The organism is Vibrio sp. T9 (assembly GCF_003123985.1).
Lineage (GTDB): Bacteria > Pseudomonadota > Gammaproteobacteria > Enterobacterales > Vibrionaceae > Vibrio > Vibrio diabolicus.
The window spans coordinates 30730-46008 of the sequence record NZ_NIGY01000014.1 but is presented as its reverse complement, the minus strand read 5'-3'; the positions used below and the strand labels follow the sequence as shown (position 1 = coordinate 46008).

Here is a 15279-nt window from a genome sequence, read left to right as displayed (position 1 = left end):
GGGGTGAGCACGTTTGGTTGGAGAGAATAGTGTCTTGTCACTAAGTATCAATTGGGAACGAGAAGCAAACAACAGAGACCCGGAGGTCTCTGTTAGAAATATTAGGAATTCGGCTAGGTTGACGTGTTAAGGCGCAGGGCTGTATAGACGCGGCGAGCCGTATTTTGGCAAGTGAATTAGGTTCAAATGGTTTCTTCTTGCCCATTCGACGGTTAACGCTGTAGGTGCAGATAAGCAAACCAATGTGGGGATGCGCGCGCGAACGGCTTTGTGGATCAACTCTAAGCTGCAACGGCTTGTCATTATTGCGAAGCCACTTTGAGGTTCGATGTGATTGTTGGCCAATGCGCCAATCAACTTATCCAGCGCGTTGTGGCGGCCGATGTCCTCTCGGCACAACTTGATGTTGCCTTGTAAATCTGCAAATAAAGCGGCGTGTAACGCGCCAGATTCACGTGCGGCTTCTTGATGCTGTGCGACTTTGTTTCTCAGCCCTTCGAATACATCGGAGCGCGGAGGAAGAGACGGTGTCAGTGGCACCAAATCAGGTAAAGCTTGTTCAAGAGCCTCGACGCCACAAATGCCGCATCCGGTTGTGCCAGCAAGATTTCGGCGTTGTGTTTTTAACGCCCAGAAAGCGCGGTTGCTGATTTCCACTTCCGCATAGTGAGATTCGTGATCGCCACCAATTTCAATGTCTTTGATCTCTTTGAAGTCGTGGACGATGCCTGTGCTTAAGCTAAACCCTTTCACGAAGTCTTCCAGATGGCCTGGCGTCACCATCATGACCGCTTGGCTAATGCCGTTGTAGCTGATAGCTAAAGCGGACTCGCTCGCCAACGACATTTGTTGCACTGGGCGGCCATCAATCAATTCTCGGTAATTGAATGCACTTGGTTGAGGTGGTGCTTGATTGAAATCGGACAGTTCAAAATAAGATTGAGTAGTACATCTCATGAAATCACCTCATAAGCCGTTGTGTATGCCAAAAATTGACGTGTGGATTGTTGTTATCGATTGAATATGCTTTTTGCTTCTGCGAAACACTGATCGGTTAGCGCGGAGAAGGGTTCTTGTTTTCGCTTTAACAAACCTAGCGGGGCGTGAACGGCGGCTTCTTCGATAGGAATAATGCGAAGCGTATCGTTCAACTCTTCCAATCCACAATTCAGCGGCATAATGGCGCAACAAAGGCCACTGGTTACTGCTTGGATCAAGTGAAAGGTGGAGTTACTTTCAATGACGGTTTGTGGAACTAGCCCTTTACTCACAAAGCTAAGATCAATCGAGTGGCGATAGTGCATGCCTTTCGAAAGCAGCCCTAGAGGAATGTTATTGAGTGACTCCCACAACACTTCAGATTCGGCAAAGTCAAAATGACGCTCATCGAATAAAACGCCAAGTTTGGTCGAATCTAGCTCGATAACATCGAAGTAAGCGGTGTTGACTTGATCGACATAACACATGCCCAAATCAAGCTGATTGCGATTGAGTTGGTCTATGATCTGTTCGGTCGTCATGGAGAGTATTTGAAAGCGTAACTCAGGGAACTGTTGAGCTAATGGTTTGAGCAATTGCATCGGGTTTTGGCTGGCGAGTGGCACCATTCCAAGCCGAAGTGAACCGACCAACTGACCACGGCAGTTGGCGGCTTCGGCTTGCAATCCATCATGAGCGGCTAAGACGGTTTTTGCCCAAGCTAAAATGCGTTCTCCGGCTTCAGTAAATCCTTCAAATCGTTGACTTCTCTGGATTAATTCGAGGTCGAGTTCTTCCTCTAAGCTTCGGATTCTCATGGACAAGGTAGGCTGCGTAATGTGGCACAATGCGGCGGCTTGACCAAAGTGTTTGGTCTGTTCAAGTGCGATGAGATATTTCAGTTGTTTGATATCCATAATGGCTTGTTAACCTTGCGTTGTGAGTCACATGTACGGGGGACCTCCCTAAATAAGGGCACAGCACTACCGTACTTTTTAAGCGCTGGAGCGTTTTAACTGGGAAATGGAAAACCAAAACCAAGTCAAGAATAAAACCACGCTCAAAATTGATCTGAATCAAGGCTATTCCTGATATTAATTAGGGTCAAATTTAAAGTATCTATAGTGTGATAGATACTATCTATTATCAAGAATGCCGATTTTATTGAGTTCGTTAAGCTAACTAGGTGGAATCGAATGGGAAAACGATTAACCTCATAAACTGTATTGATTAAAAATGTGATGAGCGTCAGTGGAAAAATTCGTCATAGATTTTGTTTATCACTCGGTCAGGATTATCAATTGGACGCATATTGAATAACGACTTAATCTTTGATTTAGATCAAGGCGCAACAATGCGAATTGAATCTAACAGTCTTAGAAACAGTAGGCGGGTATCCGATATCAAGAATCTAGATAAGTAAACGCTCGGACAAGCGAGAGCATGTTGAGTAGTTACTTATTTGGATTAAAAAATACATGGATTAGAAACTAAGCCCTTCAATACTTCCGCATTATCTCAATAAATAACGCGCTTGTTTTCACGGGCACCCTGCTTGCTGGTATATCTGCGAGGAGTAAAGTCGTGAGCCAAAAAGAACAAATAAAAGCATACAAAGGTCCAGCTGGTGGTTGGGGTGCACTGAAAGCCGTAACCAGAAGTTGGTGGGGCAGTGAAAATGCAGTTAAAAACATTCGCACTATGCTCAAAACCAACCAAAATGGCGGTTTCGACTGCCCGGGATGTGCATGGGGTGAGTCGCCAGATAGTGGTAAAGTCAATTTCTGTGAGAATGGCGCGAAAGCGGTAAACTGGGAGGCGACCAATCGTCTGGTTGATCCTGATTTTTTTGCCAATCACAGCGTTTCTTCTCTCTCAACGCAAACCGATTACTGGTTGGAATACCAAGGCCGTATCACGCACCCAATGCGATACGATGCCGAGTCCGATCACTACGTGCCAGTCTCTTGGGATGAGGCTTTTGCTCTTGTCGCGAAACATCTCAATCAATTGGATTCACCGCACCAAGCGGAGTTTTATACCTCTGGTCGTGCAAGCAACGAAGCGGCGTTTTTGTATCAGCTATTTGTCCGCGCATTCGGTACCAACAACTTCCCAGATTGTTCCAATATGTGTCACGAAGCCAGTGCAATAGGGATGAAAGACACCATTGGTGTTGGTAAAGGCACAGTGATCTTTGATGATTTTGAAGAAGCCGACGCGATTTTCGTGATAGGTCAAAACCCGGGCACGAACCACCCACGAATGCTTGAACCTCTGCGCGAAGCGGTAAAACGTGGTGCACAGGTTATCTGTCTAAACCCGCTCAAAGAGCGCGGATTAGAGCGTTTCCAAAACCCACAAATGCCGATTGAGATGTTGAGTAACGGCTCAGAGCCTACCAACACGGCGTACCTGCGTCCTGCTTTAGGCGGAGACATGGCAGTGTTTCGTGGCATCGCGAAATTCTTGTTGCAATGGGAACGCGAGGCATTGCAAAACGGTGGCAAAGCGGTATTTGACCGTGAATTCATCAAGCAACACACGATAGGTATTGATGAGTATTTGGCTGAAGTGGACGCAACCTCTTGGGAACACATCGCGGAACAATCGGGTCTTGATTTAAGTGAAATCGAGATGGTGGCGAGCATGTATCGACGTGCAGAACGTGTGATCATGTGTTGGGCGATGGGGTTGACTCAGCATCGTCACTCTGTACCAACCATTAAAGAAGTCGCAAACGTACAAATGTTACGAGGTAACGTTGGTAAGCCGGGCGCGGGTCTTTCACCAGTGCGTGGTCATAGTAACGTTCAGGGCGACCGTACGATGGGCATTGATGAAAAACCTTCAGATCTGTTGTTGGATCGCATTGAAAGTCGATTTAACTTTGCCGTCCCGCGTGGTGAAGGCCACAACACTGTGCAAGCCATTAAAGCGATGGAAGAAGGGCAAGCGAAAGTATTTATCGGTTTGGGCGGTAACTTTGCACAAGCAACGCCAGACACAGAACGTACGCACAACGCGATGCGAAACTGTAATTTAACCGTACACATTTCGACGAAGTTAAATCGTTCTCACCTTGTCACAGGTAAAGATGCGCTTATTCTTCCATGCTTAGGCCGTACTGAGATTGATCAGCAAGCGACTGGCCCACAAGGCGTGACGGTTGAAGATACCTTCAGCATGGTGCATATCTCATTTGGTCAGCTAAAACCGCGTTCGGAGCATTTGCGTTCAGAACCAGCGATTATTGCCGGTATTGCCAATGCTACACTCGGGGCAAAACCAATTGATTGGTTGTGGGCGATTGAAGATTACGACCGAATTCGCGATTTGATTGCCGACACGATTCCGGGCTTTACCGACTTTAACCATAAGCTTAAACACCCGGGTGGATTCCACTTGGTAAACCCAGCTGCCGAGCGTCGATGGAATACACCAAGCGGCAAAGCACAGTTCAGCTCTAGCGAGTTGCCGAAGCAGTTGATCAGCGAAGCGATACTCGAAAAAGGCCAAAAGCCAGATTTGATTTTGCAAACCATGCGCTCACACGACCAATACAATACGACACTTTACGGTTTGAATGACCGTTATCGTGGTGTATTTGGCATGCGCGAAGTGCTGTTCATCAATGAAGTGGATATTCGTAAACTCGGTTTTGAACCGGGCGACAAAGTGGACATGGTGTCATTATGGGAAGATGGCGTTGAGCGTCGCGTGAGCGGATTTACGCTTGTTGCCTATGACGTGCCAGCAGGTCAGGCGGCGGCTTACTATCCAGAAACGAACCCATTGGTTCCTTTAGATAGTTATGGGGATAGAACGTTTACGCCAACCTCTAAGTTTATTGCGATCAAATTGGAAAAATCGACATCCGATAAGATCGCTTTGGTGGAATCAGAATAGTTCCCAAACCAGCACAACGACATTCCAGATAACCAAACGGCTGATATCAATTATCAGCCGTTTTTAATTGCTCACTTTGCCTTTAGAACATTTCGCTGAAGGCGTGTAGGGGGCTGAATTAAAATAGTTATTTTCGTTAATAACGGGGTTATTGGATAGCACTCTAAAAGGCAGCAATTAAGGCGCATTGGTCCAGCTTGTGTATAATATTAATGAAATTAGGCTATTAGACGTATAACCTGACGGATGTCTGTATTTGAGCCTAAATCTAAGCTGATGAAACTAACAAGAAGATAGATGAGCTTGAAAAGTATAATTAAATTAACGTTAAGCCACTTAGTGGCTGTTGCGATTGGTATTGCGATAGGTATCTATACTTTACCGATTCTTATTGCACCGCCTGCGCCGACCGATGAGCAAGTTTCTGAGCGCATGCAAGGTGCAGAATACAGTGCAGTTGTCACGAGGGACCTCAAAGATAGCGACGCTTTTCATTGGGGAGAAGGTGAAATTCATTTGAGTTCCCAAGCTATTACGCTGGTAGGAAAACTCGCTCCCGGGCCTGACTATAAACTCTATTTATCTCCTAAATTTGTCGAGACTGAACAAGCGTTTAATGACCTTAAATCTGAGATGAGCTTGGTTGGTGATGTCAAAACATTCAATAACTTCGTTGTTGAGGTTCCTCAAGGGATTTCCATTTCTGAATACAATACTGTTGTTGTTTGGTGTGAAACATTCGGTGAGTTCATTACTTCGGCAAAATACCAATAAATCCCATCAGGAGAAAAAGTGGTTTCTTCTTAGTTAAGAAAGGCTTACTGCTCAAATAACTGGTGCAATACATTACGTGGTACAAATGCACTAAGTGCTGCTAATGGTTCTACAGTGGTTGATAGAACTTAAGGATATTTTGTGGAAGTTAAAATTTTTCAGGTCGACTCGTTTACATCAGATGTGTTCAAAGGCAATCCTGCAGGTGTGTGTATCACAGAATCAAGCCTTGATGAGGAAATGATGTTGGCCATAGCGGCAGAGATGTCACTATCTGAAACCGCGTTTCTGTCATTAAACACAATGCAACTTCGTTGGTTTACACCGAGGACGGAAGTCGCTTTGTGTGGACATGGCACATTGGCCACGGCGCACGTGCTGAGAGAGCAAGGGTTATATAGTACTGGTGATACCATTGAGTTTGGCACGCTATCCGGCGTTTTAACTGCACAACTTGATCATGACGACATTCATTTGGTGTTTCCTGCTCCTATTTTAGATATGCGAGCAAGTATTAACACAGACTTGCTTTACGGCTTAGGGCTCGATGTGGCTGATGTAAACGCTTATGGTCAGTTTGATAATAAGCAGTTGATCGTCATCAATGATGAGTCTTTGATAGAGCAACTCGAACCTGATTTTAGTGCGTTACTTAAACAAAAAGGTCGTGGAGTTGTTATCACTGCTCAATCAAGCACTGACGCTGATTTTGTCTCTCGTTACTTTGCCCCTTGGGTGGGTGTTGATGAGGATCCAGTGACAGGTTCTGCTCATTGCGCTTTATGTGTTTACTGGGCTAAAGAGCTCGGTAAAGCGCAATTAAAAGGCTTTCAAGCATCCAAGAGAAGTGGAGTTGTTTATACAGAATTATTGAATCCGGAATGCGTTAAGCTTTCTGGAAGTGCGGTAACAATGTTGCGAGGAGATATGAGAATTGCGTAGTCGTCCTTTTTGGTTCTCGTTTTTCTGATTGCAGGTTTATCCAGTTCTCACTAGTGACAAAGCTAGAAGGCTGTCTATTCACGTGGTTGATTTTGTTTGTAAAAACACCCCTGCCATGGTGGTGTATAACGATTGGAGAGTTATATGAAAACTATCGGTCTTCTAGGCGGCATGAGTTGGGAGTCGACGCTTAGTTATTACAAATTGATCAACGAAGGGGTCAAAGAGGCGTTAGGTGGCCTAAATTCCGCAAAAATTTGTATGTATAGCGTGAATTTTTCAGAGATAGAGAAACTTCAACACCAAGGTAAATGGGAGGAAACGGCAAGTATTCTATCTGATGCTGCATCTTCAATAGAAAAAGGGGGCGCTGATTTTATTCTTATTTGTACGAACACAATGCACAAAGTTGCTCCTCAAATTGAAGCCAGCATTAATATCCCCATACTACATATCGCAGACGCGACTGCTGAGTTACTTCGTGAGAAAGGGGTTCAAAAGGTCGGACTCCTTGGTACTCAATTCACAATGGAGCAAGACTTTTACAAAGGACGGCTTTCCGACCTCTATGGGCTGGATGTCATAATTCCCGCTCAAGATGATCGCTCTATAGTGCATAACATTATTTATAAAGAGTTATGCCAAGGTGAAATCAAAGAAGAATCGAGAACGATATACCTGCAAATTATTGAAAAACTAAAAGAGCAGGGAGCTGAAGCCGTGATTCTCGGGTGCACTGAAATTGCCTTACTTGTAAACCAAAGTCACACCGATGTTACGCTACTTGATACCACTTCTATCCATGCTCAAGCAGCAGTCCGTTTGGCGATAGAAGGTTAATGAGTTAGATTTGAGTCCATGTAAATAAACAAAAGAGAAAACCAATTCCTCGGTTTTCTCTGTTTTTATTATCCCGTTATAAGCGCGAGAATTTGAGTGTTCTGTATCCACCAATCAAGTTACGAGCTTTGTAACCATTGTTGACCAGTTGACGGTATGCCACGTTACCGCGCAAGCCTACTTGACAGTAAATCACAATCTCTTTGTCTTTTGGTAGTTCACCCATACGATGGCGTAACTGGTCAACCGGAATGTTGATTGCCCCTTCAAGATAACCAACAGACTCCAATTCACCCGGGTTACGGACGTCGAGGAGAATTTGATCTTCAGTCAGGTTGTCGATTTCATCGTAATGAATCGCCGCTGCGTCACCTTTGATGATGTTATTTGCCACAAACGCCGCTTGGTTGATCACATCTTTTGCACTGCCGTAAGGTGGCGCGTAAGTCAGTTCAAGATGCTGTAGTTGTTCAACCGTCATGCCAGCACGTTGTGCAACAGCCATAACGTCAATACGTTTGTCGATACCGTCTTTACCAACTGCTTGAGCACCTAAAATCTTGCCTGATTTTGGATCGAACAACATTTTGAACGACACCACTTCTGCACCAGGGTAGTAGCTCGCGTGGCTTGCGGTATGGACGTACACTTTTTCGTATTCAACGCCAGCGCGTTTTAGTTGCTTCTCGTTTTTACCGGTAGAAGCCACAGCAAGGTCAAAGATTTTACAAATCGCTGTCCCTTGTGTGCCTTGGTAAGTTTCTTTGCGGCCGAGCATATTGTCTGCTGCCATACGACCTTGACGGTTTGCCGGGCCTGCAAGTGGCACTAGAGTTTGCTCGCCAGTCACGAAGTCTTTCTCTTCTACCGCGTCACCGACAGCGTAGATAGATGGATCGCTGGTTTGCATGTATTCGTTCGTGTAAATACCGCCTAGCGCGCCAATTTGAAGGCCGGCTTCTTGCGCCAGTTTTGTCTCAGGACGTACACCGATTGCCATGATCAGAATATCGGTAGTGAGTTTTTCACCGTTGTTCAGTGTTAACTCCAATTCACCTTCTAGGTGTTGGTGTTTCTCACTCTCACCAGAGTCGAAACTTGCAACGTGCTCGTTAGGTACGAATTTCACAGATTCAAGCGCGACGCCAAGTTTTAGGTCGATACCTTTGTCACGAATTTCTGCATGAGCAAAGCCTGCCATTTCACGGTCTACTGGCGTCATGACTTGGTCTGCCATTTCGATCAGAGAGGTTTTAATGCCAAGTTGGTGGAAGGCTTCCATCATTTCTAAACCGATGAAACCGCCGCCAACAACCGTCGCATGCTCTGGCTTGTTCATTTGGATCGTTTCGATGATGCGATCCATATCTGGAATGTTACGTAGCGAGTGGGTGAGCGGGTTATCGAGACCTGGAATTGGCGGAACAATAGGGCCGGCACCTGGGCTAAGCAGTAGAAAATCGTACGATTCTACGTATTCAGACTCATCCAACAGGTTTTTGATCGTAACGGTCTTGTCCTGTCGGTTTATAGAAACCACTTCATTCATCACGCGAACATCAACGTTAAAGCGTGCTAAAAAGCTTTCTGGCGTTTGTAGTAGTAACTTACTGCGTTCTTGGATATCGCCGCCGATGTGATAAGGCAAGCCACAGTTGGCAAATGAAACGAATGGGCCACGTTCAAACATGATGATTTCGGCATCTTCGCTTAGACGACGAGCACGCGCCGCCGCAGATGCACCACCTGCAACACCACCGACGATTAAGATCTTAGTCATTTTTAACTCCAAGTTTTAGGGCGAACTGACCTTTCACGAATAGCCAGTGTGAAAGGTCACTACGCTCTAGATTATCTAAAACCAAATTTCTTTAAAAAATAAGCAGCAGGGCAGATTCCCGTGTAAGCACTTTGAATAAGATTAACGCCGATAAACACGGTGAACCAAATGAAGTTACTGTGAACGAACACGGTTAGTATGACCGAGATCAATACCATCGTGCCTGCAAAAATTCGTACTGCATTTTCTAACGTCATAACTCCTCTCCTTCGTACTCTCAAACTGAGAACGCCATCCTTTGATATTCATCACTATAATTATCTAAATTAGAAATGTCTAATGTTAATTTATCTAAATTCATCATTGCTAATTTAGTGTTGACTAAATATGTTACTTTAGTAGTATCTAATTTAGTTTTTAATATAGAGGTGAGTCATGAGCTATACAGATATGGATGTAGCAGCAATGAAAGGCAATGCCAATGAAGCTGCTGATCTCCTAAAAGTAATGGCACATCCGGAAAGGCTAATGGTGTTGTGCCAACTGACCCAAGGTGAGGTTGGTGTTGGGGAGCTACAAAAGAACTCGTTCCTTAGCCAATCCGCCTTTTCACAGCACTTGACGGTGCTTCGCAAACACAAATTGATCAAGGCTCGTAAGGCATCACAGCAAGTGTTTTATTCGTTGTCAGAACCGAGAGTTGAGTCATTAATAAAGGCGCTTCATAGCGTTTTCTGTAACTAATTCGTAGCTAAGATTTTAGAGGTAAATAATGTTAAACGTTATTCCATGGGAATCGTTGTTTGGTGGCCTTTTGTTAGGGATCTCCGCCACTATATTGTTGTTGGTTAACGGGAAAATTGCCGGAATCAGTGGAATTATGAATGGCATTATGTCACCGAAAAAAGGCGATTATTCGTGGCGATTGCTTTTTGCGGTTGGAATGATAGCTGGTGGCTTGATTAGCGTCCTAATGTTGGGCGTTGCGGTTCCTAGTACCGCGAACCTTTCTTTAGGGATGGTGATTGCCGCTGGTTTATTGGTAGGAATCGGAACCAGACTGGGTAACGGATGTACTAGCGGACACGGCATTTGTGGCATGGGCCGTTTGTCTAAGCGCTCTATTGTGGCGACCTGTGTATTTATGGCTGTCGCTGGTCTAACGGTATTCGTTCGACTTCACCTAGTTTAAGAGAGATTCCATGAACAAGACTATTTTTCGTTTTTCTGCTCTTTTGAGCGGTGTGTTATTCGGTATGGGCATGGCGGTGTCTGGCATGATCGACCCAGCTAAAGTCATTGGATTTTTAGATATTTCTGGCAGTTGGGATCCAAGTTTGGCTTTTGTGATGGGCGGCGCACTCGCGGTATTCATGCCAAGCTATTTTTTAATCATCAAGCCGAGAAAACAATCAGTTAGCGGTGAAGCGTTTTGCACACCAACCAATAAGAACATCGACGGACGTTTGTTATCTGGTGCGGCGATCTTTGGTTTAGGTTGGGGGTTGGCAGGTATTTGCCCTGGCCCTGCGGTTGCGAGTCTGGCATTAGGCAACGTGAGCATTGTGGTGTTCTTCCTTGCGATGTTACTTGGATCTCTGTTCGCGAAGGCGATCATTACTCACCGTAACGCGAAGAAGGTGAAAACCGCGAACGCGTAAACAATCAATCTGATATGGAGGGGAAAGGATGCCCGACAAACTAAAGCGAAGTTTTGTTCAGTCTGTGATGAACAGCTTTTTCCCTCCGATCATGATCATACTCGCGCTTGTGGTCGGTGCCGCGGCCTTGTGGTTGACCCCGAAAGAGGAAGACCCGCAAATCGTTGTGCCAATGGCAGATGTATTGGTTTCGGCTCCCGGACTAAGCGCTTCTCAAGTCGAAAATCAAATCACTGAACCATTAGAAAAGCTTGTTAGCCAAATTGACGGTGTGGAATACGTTTATTCTTCGTCAATGGAAGGTGCTGCGCAAGTCATCGTCCGTTTCTATGTCGGCGAAAACCGCGAAGATGCTCTGGTTAAGCTTTACAACAAACTCTACTCCAACCAAGACAAAGTTCCTCCTTCTGTCACTAACTGGCTTGTGAAGCCTGTTGAAATCGACGATGTACCCATTGTTGTTGCTGCAATTTACTCCACCGCTCCAGACATTCTCGATCGCCATCAACTGAGACGTATTGCAGACCAAGCCACGTTAGGCATTAAATCATTGGATGCCACCAACAAGGTGGAAGTGATTGGCGGTGAGCCGAGAAAAATCCAGATAGAGCTTGATTCCGTTGCGATGGCAAACTTCAAAGTAACCATCGATGACCTCGAACAGGCCATTCAGCTCAGTAATAGCAAAACCCAAGGCAAGAACGTTCGCGTAAACGGGCAAAATTACACATTGGAGTCGGGACGGTTTCTGACCAACGCCGAAGAAGTTGGCGATCTTGTTATCGCGGTGCTCAATGGCAAACCCGTTTACTTGAAAGATGTCGCGCGTATTTACGACGGTGAAGGTGAGGCAACATCCGATACTTGGTATCGCGATAAAAACTACGATGAAGCATACCCAGCGGTGTTCATTTCTGTCGCTAAACAAAAAGGCTCGAACGCGGTTAACGTCGCTCAGTCTGTTCGGGATAAACTGGCGGAGCTTCAATCCGAGCAATTTCCTCCGCAAGTTCAAGTTGCAGTCATTCGTGACTATGGCGAAACGGCGAATGCGAAAGTGAACAACTTGGTATCAAGCCTTGGCATCTCTATTCTAACGGTCGTGGTGTTTGTCGGTTTGTTCTTGAACTGGCGAAGCGCATTGGTGGTTGGTATCGCGATTCCGATTAGCTATGGTGCCGCGCTCGGGATGGACTTGGCATTTGGCTATTCCATCAATCGAGTCACACTCTTTGCATTGATTTTGGCGCTAGGTTTGATCGTGGACGATCCGATCGCCAGTATCGACAACATTGAACGCTACCTCAAACGCAAAAATCTAACACGAACCAACGCGATTGTTCTCGCCATGGCAGAAATTCGTAGCGCCTTGTTAATGTCGACGGTCGCGATTGTTATCGTGTTTACGCCGATGTTTTTTATCACTGGGATGATGGGGCCTTACATGGCGCCACTTGCGTTCAACGTTCCGATCAGCGTTATCTTTAGTACCGTTGTCGCGTTTATGATCACGCCTTGGCTTGCCAAGAAGCTACTCAAAGGTGCTGAGGAAAACGGCCACTATGACATCCAATCTTCGCCGATGTATCGTTTGTATCGTGGTGTGTTGATTCCGCTACTTGAAAGTCGCAAGAAAGCGTGGCTTTTCCTTGGTTTGGTTGCCTTGTTGTTCGTCTTGGCAGCATTGTTGCCAGCACTTCGCTTAGTTCCACTCAAGTTGCTGCCTTATGACAATAAAAATGAGTTCCAATTGGTATTAAACATGCCAGAGTCTTCAAGCTTTGTGGATACCTCCAACGCTCTGTCGAGCTTTACGGACTATTTAATGACGGTGCCGGAAGTGACAAGTGTGTCGGGCTTTGCAGGCACCGCTTCCCCAATGGATTTCAACGGCATGGTGCGCCACTACTTTATGCGTAGCGAACCATACCAAGGCGAGCTTCGAGTCGTTCTTGCAGAGAAGAATCGCCGCGCAATGCAATCACACGAACTGGTGACACGACTCAGGGCGGATTTAGAGCAGATTGCAGATAAGTTTGACGCTGACGTGCAGCTAGTCGAAGTGCCGCCAGGCCCGCCTGTTATCGCCACCATTACGGCAGAAGTTTACGGTGATGAAGCGACATCTTATGAAGATCTGATGAGCCAAGCAGAGAAAGTCGCGGATAGGCTTCGCAAAGAACAGTTGGTTTCTGAGGTGGATACCAGCATCCAAGGTGATTTAGAAACGTGGCAATTCATCGTTGATCAAGAAAAAGCGGCGCTGTCCGGTGTTTCTGTTGCTGATATCAATAACACGCTGATTACCGCCGCGAACGCCAAAGTGCTCGGTTATATAGCCGATCCAAGAGAAGTGGATCCACTACCTATCGAAGTGCAGCTCCGACGCGAAGACAGAGATAACCTGAATCAACTAGAGCAGCTTTATGTGCGAGGCCGTCCAGGGATTGCAAAAGTAGAATCCAATGGGGCTGTTGTGGATGCTCCTCAGCCTATCGTGCAGTTGTCTGAAGTCGGTCATTTTGTGAAACGCGCAGCGGACAAACCGATTTTCCATAAAAACCTCAAGCCTGTTGTGTATGTCTACGCCGAGGTAGTTGGGCGTGTTCCGGGTGAAGTGATTGCCGATGTGATGGCTGACCAAGATACAACTCACGCGGAAGATGTGCATCGTCACTGGCAAGATCGCACGTACTTGAGCAATGGAGCTGGTGTCACTTGGAGCGTGCCAGACAACATCGAAGTAGTTTGGAGTGGTGAGGGGGAATGGAAAATCACAGTAGACGTATTCCGCGATTTAGGCATTGCTTATGGCGCTGCGCTGCTTGGCGTATTTGTGGTGATGTTGATTCAAACAGGTTTACCTGCGGTATCGGGCATCATCATGCTGGCGATACCACTGACCGTGATTGGGATTATGCCGGGGTTCTGGATTTTGAATGTGTTAAGCAGTGACATCGGTAATTACCCCAACCCAGCTCTGTTCACGGCGACCGCGATGATCGGCATGATTGCGCTAGCTGGGATTGTGGTGCGTAACTCACTCGTTTTGATTGAATTTGTTCAGCAATCGCTGGCTGAAGGTCGTAGCTTACATGATGCGTTGATTGAATCTGGCGTTGTTCGTATGCGGCCAATCTTGCTGACTGCGGGTACAACGTTACTGGGTAACGTCGTGATTACGTTAGACCCAATTTTTAACGGTTTGGCTTGGGCAATCATATTCGGTATTACCGCCTCGACCATCTTTACGCTGCTTGTGGTTCCGGTGGTTTACAACCTTGCATACCAAAACACCAAAGGACATGGATTACCTCAGATGGAGGAAGAGCAATGAAATTAGATACCAAATGGTTAGGCGTGATTCTGTTTGCCATACTCGCGCTTCTTTTTCTCTATATGGCTGGATTTTTTACAGAAAAGTTGCCGACAGAACATGACGCGAAAACCAACCAGATTGATGTAAATAACGCAGAGACACATCAACTGATGTTAACCAGCGAACCGGTTGTTCGAGAATTTCCGGGCGTCGTCGTTGCAGAGCAGCACGCCGATATCGCGGCACGGTTAACGGCATCGGTGATGGAGGTATTGGTGAAGGTTGGCGATAGAGTGAAGCAAGGAGACGTGTTGGCGCGGCTAGAAAGCGATGATCTCGACGCGCGAGTTCGTCAAAGTGAGCAGGCTTTATCCTCTGCACAAGCGCAGCTCAACGCGGCGAGAAAGGAGTTTTCTCGTGTCAGAGCGCTTTTAAACAAAAAGCTGATCCCTCAATCGCAATTTGACCAAGCGGAAAGTGCCTTGCAAACCGCACAAGCCAACTTCAATAAAGCGCAAGCGGCGGTCTCCGAGGCGGAAACGACCTTTGGCTACAGCATCATTACTGCACCGTTTGATGGTTTGATCACGCAAAAGCCCATCAACAAGGGTGATACTGCGACGCCGGGGGCTTTGCTTTTATCAATGTACAATCCAAACTCGTTGGAAATAGAGGTGAACTTTGCTGAGTCTGTCATGCCTTATGTGACTTATGATAAAGAAGTGGACGTTGTTTTTCCGTCTTACAACCTCAACGCGCAAGCGGCAGTAAAAGAAGTTACGCCGTCGGCAGATGCCAACTCGCGCAGTTATACCGTAAAGCTTCAATTTGAGCCGCCAACGGCTATCTATCCAGGTACATACGCCAAAGTCGCGTTGACCTTGACCGACGATGTTGTACTTCGCGTGCCAAAAGAGGCGGTTTACCAAGTTGGCCAATTGGACTATGTAAAAGTGGTGCAAGACAGCGGTGAGGTAGAAACTCGGCTTATTCAGCTTGGAGAGTTGGGGAGAGTGCGAACGGGGTTGAAGCAGGGTGACGTAGTGCTGCTGAATCCAAGAGCGCTTTGATAGAAC

At 46.2% G+C, this 15279-nt stretch carries 13 protein-coding genes; 9 read left to right on the top strand and 4 right to left on the bottom strand.

Annotated elements, in window-relative coordinates:
- Positions 1–126: 126 nt before the first annotated feature.
- A complete protein-coding gene (gene fdhD / locus CBX98_RS22355; RefSeq protein WP_109170300.1) occupies positions 127–957 on the bottom strand; it encodes a formate dehydrogenase accessory sulfurtransferase FdhD in 831 nt (276 codons plus the stop codon).
- A gap of 53 nt (positions 958–1010) precedes the next feature.
- Complete coding sequence (locus CBX98_RS22350) at positions 1011–1895, bottom strand: LysR family transcriptional regulator (protein ID WP_046875405.1); 885 nt, start codon at positions 1893–1895, stop codon at positions 1011–1013.
- Between the two features lie 667 nt (positions 1896–2562).
- Here CBX98_RS22350 and CBX98_RS22340 point away from each other — a divergent pair.
- The 4 genes from CBX98_RS22340 to CBX98_RS22325 all read left to right on the top strand — a co-directional run bounded on the left by CBX98_RS22340 (position 2563) and on the right by CBX98_RS22325 (position 7443).
- Positions 2563–4887, top strand: coding sequence for an FdhF/YdeP family oxidoreductase (locus CBX98_RS22340; protein WP_109170299.1), 2325 nt, complete (start codon positions 2563–2565; stop codon positions 4885–4887).
- Positions 4888–5184: 297 nt separating this feature from the next.
- Positions 5185–5661 carry a DM13 domain-containing protein gene (locus CBX98_RS22335; RefSeq protein WP_109170298.1) on the top strand — a complete coding sequence of 159 codons (477 nt, stop codon included), beginning with the start codon at positions 5185–5187 and terminating at the stop codon, positions 5659–5661.
- 141 nt (positions 5662–5802) lie between these two features.
- Positions 5803–6603 (top strand): PhzF family phenazine biosynthesis protein, encoded by an 801-nt coding sequence (locus CBX98_RS22330; protein ID WP_109170297.1) that lies wholly within the window; start codon positions 5803–5805, stop codon positions 6601–6603.
- Between the two features lie 144 nt (positions 6604–6747).
- Complete coding sequence (locus CBX98_RS22325) at positions 6748–7443, top strand: aspartate/glutamate racemase family protein (RefSeq protein ID WP_047009206.1); 696 nt, start codon at positions 6748–6750, stop codon at positions 7441–7443.
- Between the two features lie 76 nt (positions 7444–7519).
- On the opposite strand, the gene CBX98_RS22320 is transcribed toward CBX98_RS22325, so the two are convergent.
- Both CBX98_RS22320 and CBX98_RS22315 read right to left on the bottom strand, forming a co-directional pair.
- Positions 7520–9223 carry an FAD-dependent oxidoreductase gene (locus CBX98_RS22320; protein WP_109170296.1) on the bottom strand — a complete coding sequence of 568 codons (1704 nt, stop codon included), beginning with the start codon at positions 9221–9223 and terminating at the stop codon, positions 7520–7522.
- Between the two features lie 71 nt (positions 9224–9294).
- The gene (locus CBX98_RS22315; RefSeq protein ID WP_012842250.1) at positions 9295–9480 is read right to left on the bottom strand and encodes a DUF2892 domain-containing protein; all 186 of its coding nucleotides are present in this window, start codon (positions 9478–9480) and stop codon (positions 9295–9297) included.
- A gap of 178 nt (positions 9481–9658) precedes the next feature.
- On the opposite strand from CBX98_RS22315, the gene CBX98_RS22310 reads away from it, so the two are divergent.
- Genes CBX98_RS22310 through CBX98_RS22290 form a run of 5 tightly spaced genes read left to right on the top strand, consistent with a single transcriptional unit; the run spans position 9659 to position 15273 of the window.
- Positions 9659–9967 carry a metalloregulator ArsR/SmtB family transcription factor gene (locus CBX98_RS22310; RefSeq protein WP_012842251.1) on the top strand — a complete coding sequence of 103 codons (309 nt, stop codon included), beginning with the start codon at positions 9659–9661 and terminating at the stop codon, positions 9965–9967.
- Between the two features lie 28 nt (positions 9968–9995).
- Entirely contained in the window at positions 9996–10415 is a 420-nt protein-coding gene (locus CBX98_RS22305) for a YeeE/YedE family protein (protein WP_048625069.1), read from the top strand.
- A gap of 10 nt (positions 10416–10425) precedes the next feature.
- A complete protein-coding gene (locus CBX98_RS22300; RefSeq protein ID WP_012842252.1) occupies positions 10426–10884 on the top strand; it encodes a YeeE/YedE family protein in 459 nt (152 codons plus the stop codon).
- A gap of 28 nt (positions 10885–10912) precedes the next feature.
- On the top strand, positions 10913–14221 hold the full coding sequence (locus CBX98_RS22295; RefSeq protein WP_109170294.1) for an efflux RND transporter permease subunit: 3309 nt from the start codon (positions 10913–10915) through the stop codon (positions 14219–14221).
- Positions 14218–15273, top strand: coding sequence for an efflux RND transporter periplasmic adaptor subunit (locus tag CBX98_RS22290; protein WP_005460933.1), 1056 nt, complete (start codon positions 14218–14220; stop codon positions 15271–15273). The genes CBX98_RS22295 and CBX98_RS22290 overlap by 4 nt, the downstream gene beginning before the upstream one ends.
- Positions 15274–15279: the final 6 nt, after the last annotated feature.